Raw genomic sequence first — 7,290 nt, forward strand, 5'->3', positions numbered from 1 at the left:
GCCGCATGATCATGGGGGCCACCGATGTCACCGTCAGGTCGGGACCGGGCACGCCCCAATATTCGAATTCGCTCATCAAGAGATGCAGGTGGATGGCGCCAAAACCTAGTCCGCCGTACTCGCGCGGCCAGTTCAGCCCGAACCAGCCCTTGGCCCCGATGTTGCGGCGAAACCGGGCCACTTCGCCGTCGGGAAATTCCAAGTCGTGCTCGGCAAGCTCGGCGCGCAATTCCGGGGTGACGTTGTCGTGCAGAAATTCCCGAACCTCGCTGAGCCAGGCGTGCTGCCCAGCGTCGAGTTCGAAATCCATTCCGGCGCCTGTGCCTTTCTGCCTGCTTTTCACCGAGCGTCGTCAGCGTAACGCCACGGCGAGATGGCGCTGCGAATTTCGGGGTGCGTCATGCCCGAGCGCCGCAGGCCGCCGGCCGGACTGTAAATACGCTGTCAAACTCCCGTTAATACCCGTCGACGCTCTCGCGGTCATGCGGACCGGCTGCGAAGATTTACAGATCGGCCGGTCGACGCGGACCAGGCATTCTGCTCAGCCCCAGGGAGAAGTCATGCCCACTGTTGAGGTGCGCCTCCGCGAAGATCTGCGCAACTACGCCGTCGAATTGCGGCAGCTGGCGTACACACTGCCGTTGGGTGTGGGCGAGCACGATTTGCTGCAACTGTCCGACCGTATGCGTGCCGCGGCCGAGCAGATGGTCCGCAGGGGCGCCTGACAGGCGTCAGCCGCCCCTGAGGCGGATCTTCCAGCGCACGAAGCCCAGGTAGACGGCGCTGATGACGAACAGCATGCCGACGTCGAACCACCACGTCGCCGCGGTGTGCTGCCAGTGCGAGTCCTTCGGGGTCAGCGGACCGGGCACCAGTTTGGTCAGATCGGCGGTCGAGGCCGACGCCGCGAATCCCCACCGCGCCGGTGTAGCCCACGACATCTGGTCGAGGCCGACACGCGCGGTGACCGGAATCATTCCGCCGGAGAACACCAGCTGTGACATGACCGCGACCACCAGCAACGGCATGATCTGCTCGTTGGACTTGGCGACGGCCGACAGGGCCAGCCCCAGCATGGCCGACGCGACGCACGTCAGCGCGACGTCGGCGAACAGCTCGAGCCCCGGTTTGCCCAGCGCCACGGCACCCTGGGTCGGGGCCCCCTTGCCGAGCACAGCGATGATGCTGACGATCGCCGACTGCACGATCGCGAAGACCGTGTAAACGCAGACCTTGGCCAACAGGTACGCCGACGTGGACAGTCCGACCGCTTGTTCGCGCAGGAAGATCGGGCGCTCACCGATGAGGTCGCGGATGGTCAGGGCGGTACCCATGAACACCGCGCCGACGTTGAGCAGCACCAGGATCTGTCCGGGCTCATTGGGCGCGGCGCCCATCGGGTTCGGTATCCCGAAGCCGACATCGCCGGGCACCGACATCGACAACGACCCCATGATGAACGGCAGCAGCGCGAGGAAGACGAAGTAGCCGCGGTCCGAGACGATCAGCCGCATCTGGCGCCGGGCGATCGTGGAGAACTGCCGGACCAGGCTGGTGTGCGAGGGATCGCCCAGCTCGGCGGGTTTCTCGGCGGGCGGCGGAGCGGGTGGCGGGCCCGTTCGGGCCAGGTAGCGCGCGCGGGACCCGTCGGGATCGTTGGCGACGGTGCTGAAGATGTCGGCCCAGTTGGTGGTGCCCATGGCGGCACCGATCTGGCTGGGCGGCCCGCAGAACGCCGTCTTGCCGCCGGGGGCCAGCAGTAACACCTGGTCGCAGACGTCGAGGTAGGTCAGCGAGTGGGTGACCACCAGCACCACGCGACCGGCGTCGGCGAGTTGTCGCAGCATGGTCATCACCTGCCGGTCCAGCGCCGGGTCCAGGCCGGAGGTCGGCTCGTCCAGGATCAGCAGCGACGGCCCGGTGAGCAGCTCCAGCGCCACCGACGCGCGCTTGCGCTGACCACCGGACAGTTTGTCCACCCGGGTGTGCAGGTGCTGGGTCATCTCGAGTTCTTCGAGCACGCGGGCCACCACCTGGGCGCGGTCGTCCTTCGTGGTGTCCGGCGGGAGGCGCAGTTCGGCGGCGTACATCAACGCTTGCTGCACGGTCAGCTGCCCGTGCACCACGTCGTCCTGCGGCACCATCCCGATCCTGCTGCGCAACGAGGCGTACTCGGCATGGATGTTGTGTCCCTCGAACGACACGGTCCCCGTCGTCGGGTGCGTGTACCCGGCGACCAACCGGGCGAAGGTCGACTTGCCTGCGCCCGAAGGCCCGATGATGGCCGTCAGCGTGCCGGGCAGGGCGGTCAGCGAGATGTTGTCCAGCAGCGTTTTGTTGTTCTCGATCGTCCAGGTCACCCCACGGACATCGAGGCCACCGCTGCGCGTCGCGGTCGCGGTCTGGTCGCGGCGGGCCAGGTTGCCGCCGTGGAAGACCAGGTCGATGTTGCCGATGGTGACCACGTCGCCGTCATGCAGTACGGCCGAATCGACCCGGACGCCGTTGACGAAGGTGCCGTTGATGCTGCGGTTGTCGTGGATCTCGGTGCCGGTGGGCGTCGGAATCAGGGTGGCGTGGTGGCGCGATGCCAACACCTCGGGGATGACGATGTCGTTGTCGTTGGCGCGCCCGATCTTGATCGCGCCCGGCGCGTCCGGCCCGGCCTTGCCCGGCCGCAGGATCTTCATCATCGACGTCGCGATAATTGACGAGTCGCCGCCGATGCGGCCCGGCTGGGGCGCCGACGGCCCCGCGGTGGTCGGCGGCGCCGCCCGCATCGACGCCGACCGGTAAATCTGTGGTGCAGGCTGCGATCCGCTCGGCGGGGGGCTCGGTAGACCGCTGGTCGGGAATCGGGGCTGGGGCTCGGACGGATAGCTCGGCGTGGCTCCGTCGGCCGGCTGGCTCGGCTGCGCGGCGTTGGGCGGATGGACCGGGTGCCGGAACGAGGCCGACGCCGGCTGCTGGGGCTGGCCGGGGTGTTGTGTAACGAATGACTGGCTCTGCGGCGGGCGTGCCGGCGCCTCGCTGGGGTCGCTGACAATCGGAATCGACGTCGTCAGCGGGGGCCGCCCAGCCGAACCCTGGTGGCGGCCGACCTCGAAGGCGAGCGCCGGGCCGTCCGGATTGCCGACGTTGACCCGCAGCCCATCCTGGATGTCGACGGCCGGGACGCGGCGGTTGTGGACATACAGGCCGTTGAGGCTGCCGTTGTCGATGGCGATCCATCGGCCCTGGTCGTACCGCACGATCAGGTGGGTTCGGGAGATCAGGGGGTGGGCGACTCGCACGTCGGCGCGGAGGTCACGCCCGATCACTACATCGTTGCCCGGCGCGAAGGTGCGTTCGGCTCCCTGGTACCGCACGGTCAGCGCAGGCGGGGCTGGTGGCGTCATCAGGACCAACTGTAACGGCAGCGGCGCAGCTTATGCGCGGGGTTCCTCGTCGGGCTTCCTGTTTCGCGCGACCACCGACGGGCGCGGGCGGCTGGAAACGACACAAGACTGCCGAAGCGGGGAAGGCAGCCGGGTGTCGAACCAGCCTGCGGTGCAATTAGTTTCGCAGCCTTCAACCGGCCACTGCGGCATTGCGCAGGCTGCGCATGCTCGCGACCTCGGCGCGAGCGCCGGTGACGTCCTTGACGAAATCACCCAAACATTTGATGGCCCGCCTGCCCTCGGGCAAAACGTCGGCGGCCAAGGGAAAGTCGTGAATCTGCCCCTCCCACAGATGCAGATCGCAGTGGATCCCGCTGGCTTCCAAGCGCTTCGCCATCAGCTCGGCGTCGGCGAGCAGCAACTCGTCCGCGCTGGCGTGAATGGTGACCGGCGGCAACGCAGATAGATCGGCGTCCACCGGGGAGGCGACCGTGGAGTCGCCCTTGCCTTCCACAACCTGTGCGTTATTGAGGTATTGGGCGAACCGCGAGAATGCCCGGCGGGTGAACATCGAGCACTTGCGCGCGTTGCGGTGCTTGAGTTTTCGCACCGGATCCGTGTCGGTGAACGGCGAGACGGTCGCGACTCCGGCCGGTTCCATGATGCCGTCCTGGATCGCCAAGAGCGTGGTCATGAACGCCAGGTATCCGCCGGCGGAGTCACCGGCTACGACAATCTGGTCGCCGTCGTAACCGTGATCCAGCAACCAGAGCAGGCCGCTGATGCCGTCGTCGATGGCCTCGGTGATCTGATGTGCCGGCAGCTTCCGGTAGGCGACGATGAGCACTGCGGCATCGGCCGCCTTCGACAAGCGAGTCACCATGGAGCGGTGGGTGTTGAGGCCACAGGTCAGGAACGCGCCCCCGTGCAAATACAGGATCGCCCGCTCCCCGGATACGCCGGGAGCGCGAACCCATTCGGCGGCGCAATGGTCCAGCCGAACCCGTTCGATTTTCGCCTTTGACCCGAATTGCGGGACCAGCCCCGCGACACCGTCGACGTACTCCAACGGCCAGTGCAGGTTCGGCGTCATGGCCCACGCGCGGACGGTGTTTTTCACGATCACCCGACTGGCGAGCCGTACGGCAACCGACTGCGGACTGTGGCGATGATGGACGCGTCGGGTCGTCGCCACACTCGGCAATATATGTGTCGGTTCGGGTGTGCTCACCATCGATTTCAACCTCCTAGGTGGCGACGGGGTACCCGCAGCAGCAGAGGGCTAATGGGAAGTGAACGCGTGACAAATGTCGGGTACATCACTGTTTGCTGGGCGCAGAGATGGGTATCACTCGCCTATCTCTCTTGCGGTTGCCGCGCGGGCGTGAACGGACCCGGACCGGCTGTTGCCGAGGCCGCCGAATGGCCCAAGATATGAGCGATGACACACCCCAAGCCTCCTGATCCGCTGCTCGCCGACCGGGTGGCCGTTGTCACGGGCGGCGCGGGTGGCATCGGTGCAGCGACCGCGCGGCTGTTCGCCGCACACGGTGCCGACGTGGTCATCGCCGATTTCGACGCCGACCTCGCCGGCGCGACGGCGGCCTCGATCACCGAATCCGGTGGGGCGGCCTCAGCCGTCGTCACCGACGTCCGAGACCCCGACCAGGTCGCCCGCTTGGCCCGAACGGTGCTCGACCGGTTCGGCCGAATCGACGTGCTGGTCAACAACGTGGGCCATTGGTTACGCCACCCCGGAAATTTCGTCGACACCGACTCGCAGCTGTGGGACGAGCTCTACCGGATCAACCTGCACCACGTGTTCCTGCTGACCCACGCGTTCCTGCCGGCCATGGTCGAGCGGCAGACGGGTGCGATCGTGAACGTCTCGTCGGTCGAGGGGCTGCGAGGCTATCCGGAGGACCCCGTGTATGCCGCCTTCAAAGCCGCCGTCAACGCCTTTACGCGCAGCCTCGCGGTCCAGGTGGGCAACGACGGGGTGCGCGTCAACGCGATCGCGCCCGACGTCACCGAATCCCTGCAAGTGCCCTATTCGCAATGGCTTTCGGCTGAGGAACAGACGCAATGGCCACAATGGGTTCCGGTCGGGCGGATGGGCCTGCCCGAGGATCAGGCCAGGGTCGTCCTGTTCTTGGCCTCGGATCTGTCGGGGTTCGTCACCGGCCACATCATCCCCACCGACGGCGGTACCGGGGCAGCAGGCGGATGGTTCCGCTCGACGCGCCGGCCCGACCGCCAGTGGACAAATCGGCCCATCGCCCCCTGAGCAGGCATAACCCCAGCCGCGTTCTGCGCGCGGACGCGGACCCATGCCCGGGTGGCATCCGCACCCTTGCCGATGAGGTCGCGGGCGGCGTCATTGAGTTTCATGCGTTGTGCTACACCCGCGCGCGGGTTTTCATTTCCGGCGTGACGTGGCTTGACCCGCAGGCCTCTGAGACAGATTTGAATTTGGCCAGTTGACTGTACACGCGCGCGGCGCGCGACCTAGCGTCAAAGCACCAGCACGTAACCCGGAAGGAATTGGCTCGTTGAGCACCGACCATCAGCAGCCGGCGGGCATCGAGTACCTGCGCGGTGAACTGCTCGATCGCGTTGACACGCAACCCTTCGAAGACTGGTCACCGGCCTTACTGCGTGCCCTGATTGCCGTCTTCGACCTGAACGGAGTCACGCCCACGACCCAACGCGTCTTCCGGCCCCACGTCGTCAGGTAACGTGACCGCGAAAGTTCAACTGCCGATGGGTTTCTCGAGAGTAGATGTCGTTAGTTGCACTTTCGCCATTAGGCTCCGTCATACCCAGGTGAGGAGTCGTGACGGTGGAAATGTGGGAACTGATCGCCCGCGAGCGAATCCGGGATACCCTGGCGCGCTACAACTGGTCGGGTGACGCCGGCCGGCTCGAGGGCCTCGCGGAGACCTTCTGCATCGACGGCATCCTCGAGATACGGGGTTCTGAGCCGTTGTCCGGTCGTTCGGAGATCGCGGCTTTCTTGAGCGGCGTCACCGGAAAGATCGCCGTGGAGGCCGACGTCAAACCGATTGTGCGCCATAACGTCGCAAATGTGTTGTTCACCGAGGTGGCACCCGGCCAAGCCCGGGTCGACTCCTACTTCACCGTGGTCACCCACATCGGGCTCGACCACTACGGGCGCTACCGCGACATCCTGGTGCCCGAGGGTGACACCTGGCTGATCAGGCACCGCAAGGTCTCGACCGATTGGGCTGCGCCCGACTCGGCGATGGCCCGCGAGCGCTCCGGGACGAAGCGGTGATCGCGGCGTCGTGGGCGCACTAAATCTATTGTCCGCGTTGATGTTCAACGTTAATCGAGTCAACCGAGGAGGGACGGATCATGGCCGCATCCGACACCGACCGTGCCCTCGCGTACCTGCCGGTGCGGTTGACCATCGGTGCCAGCCTGTTCTGTCACGGCCTGGTCCGGATGCCGAAGCTGGCCGCTTTCCACGCGCAGATGACGGGTCAAGGCGTCGATGATGCCCACCCCTCTGGTCTCGGCGTGCTGACCCGCGCTGCCCTTCGCGGAGCTGTTGGTTCTGGGCGCGACGTCGATCGAGCACTTCAACATGATCGGCGATCAGCTCGTTCACGCGCTTTTTCTGGTCAGCGTGATTGCCTTCCGCGGTCACAACCGCTACTCCGCCGATCGTCTACCGGGCCGACGCGGGTCAGCCAGCGCATAACCGGCAACCCGCCCCGGCGCCCCGCGACCGCGGAGTGGCGATCTCGTTAAATGTACCGGCGGAATGTTTGCCATATCGGCCTCAACGGCTACAGATAAGAGTCACACCAAAAGATTGCGGCCGCCCTGATCGTACGGCCTCTCAGCAGCTCCGGGGTGACCGCCGGTCACGTGACCAGCGGTC

General features: G+C 66.2%; 8 protein-coding genes. 4 read left to right on the top strand and 4 right to left on the bottom strand.

The annotated features are described in order from the left end of the window. On the bottom strand, window positions 1–310 hold a 310-nt coding region (locus VFW69_RS24960; RefSeq protein ID WP_526505710.1), incomplete at its 3' end, for an acyl-CoA dehydrogenase family protein. Window positions 311–560: 250 nt separating this feature from the next. On the opposite strand from VFW69_RS24960, the gene VFW69_RS24965 reads away from it, so the two are divergent. Then, on the top strand, window positions 561–725 hold the full coding sequence (locus VFW69_RS24965; RefSeq protein ID WP_526505712.1) for a hypothetical protein: 165 nt from the start codon (window positions 561–563) through the stop codon (window positions 723–725). 6 nt (window positions 726–731) lie between these two features. Here VFW69_RS24965 and VFW69_RS24970 read toward each other — a convergent pair whose 3' ends face one another. Continuing rightward, window positions 732–3,398 carry an ATP-binding cassette domain-containing protein gene (locus VFW69_RS24970; protein ID WP_526505714.1) on the bottom strand — a complete coding sequence of 889 codons (2,667 nt, stop codon included), beginning with the start codon at window positions 3,396–3,398 and terminating at the stop codon, window positions 732–734. 172 nt (window positions 3,399–3,570) lie between these two features. Continuing rightward, complete coding sequence (locus tag VFW69_RS24975; RefSeq protein WP_526505716.1) at window positions 3,571–4,614, bottom strand: alpha/beta hydrolase; 1,044 nt, start codon at window positions 4,612–4,614, stop codon at window positions 3,571–3,573. Between the two features lie 207 nt (window positions 4,615–4,821). On the opposite strand from VFW69_RS24975, the gene VFW69_RS24980 reads away from it, so the two are divergent. The 3 genes from VFW69_RS24980 (at window position 4,822) to VFW69_RS24990 (ending at window position 6,678) form a co-directional block, all read left to right on the top strand. After that, on the top strand, window positions 4,822–5,667 hold the full coding sequence (locus VFW69_RS24980; protein ID WP_526505718.1) for an SDR family NAD(P)-dependent oxidoreductase: 846 nt from the start codon (window positions 4,822–4,824) through the stop codon (window positions 5,665–5,667). 265 nt (window positions 5,668–5,932) lie between these two features. Next, entirely contained in the window at window positions 5,933–6,118 is a 186-nt protein-coding gene (locus tag VFW69_RS24985) for a hypothetical protein (RefSeq protein WP_526505720.1), read from the top strand. 104 nt (window positions 6,119–6,222) lie between these two features. Further along, on the top strand, window positions 6,223–6,678 hold the full coding sequence (locus VFW69_RS24990; protein ID WP_526505724.1) for a nuclear transport factor 2 family protein: 456 nt from the start codon (window positions 6,223–6,225) through the stop codon (window positions 6,676–6,678). A 59-nt stretch (window positions 6,679–6,737) separates the two neighbouring features. Here the strand turns inward: VFW69_RS24990 and VFW69_RS24995 are convergent, their stop codons facing one another. Continuing rightward, window positions 6,738–6,992, bottom strand: a complete 255-nt coding sequence (locus VFW69_RS24995) for a hypothetical protein (RefSeq protein ID WP_526505722.1) — start codon at window positions 6,990–6,992, stop codon at window positions 6,738–6,740. Window positions 6,993–7,290 lie beyond the last annotated feature (298 nt).

Origin of the sequence: Mycobacterium sp., from assembly GCF_036273375.1 — a bacterium.
GTDB lineage: Bacteria > Actinomycetota > Actinomycetes > Mycobacteriales > Mycobacteriaceae > Mycobacterium.

What these genes read in the sequence shown, in the direction of transcription:
- VFW69_RS24970 (WP_526505714.1), bottom strand. Translation starts at nt 3,398, where the DNA reads ATGACGCCACCAGCCCCGCCTGCGCTGACCGTGCGGTACCAGGGAGCC.
- VFW69_RS24975 (WP_526505716.1), bottom strand. Translation starts at nt 4,614, where the DNA reads ATGGTGAGCACACCCGAACCGACACATATATTGCCGAGTGTGGCGACG.
- VFW69_RS24965 (WP_526505712.1), top strand. Translation starts at nt 561, where the DNA reads ATGCCCACTGTTGAGGTGCGCCTCCGCGAAGATCTGCGCAACTACGCC.
- VFW69_RS24995 (WP_526505722.1), bottom strand. Translation starts at nt 6,992, where the DNA reads ATGTTGAAGTGCTCGATCGACGTCGCGCCCAGAACCAACAGCTCCGCG.
- VFW69_RS24980 (WP_526505718.1), top strand. Translation starts at nt 4,822, where the DNA reads ATGACACACCCCAAGCCTCCTGATCCGCTGCTCGCCGACCGGGTGGCC.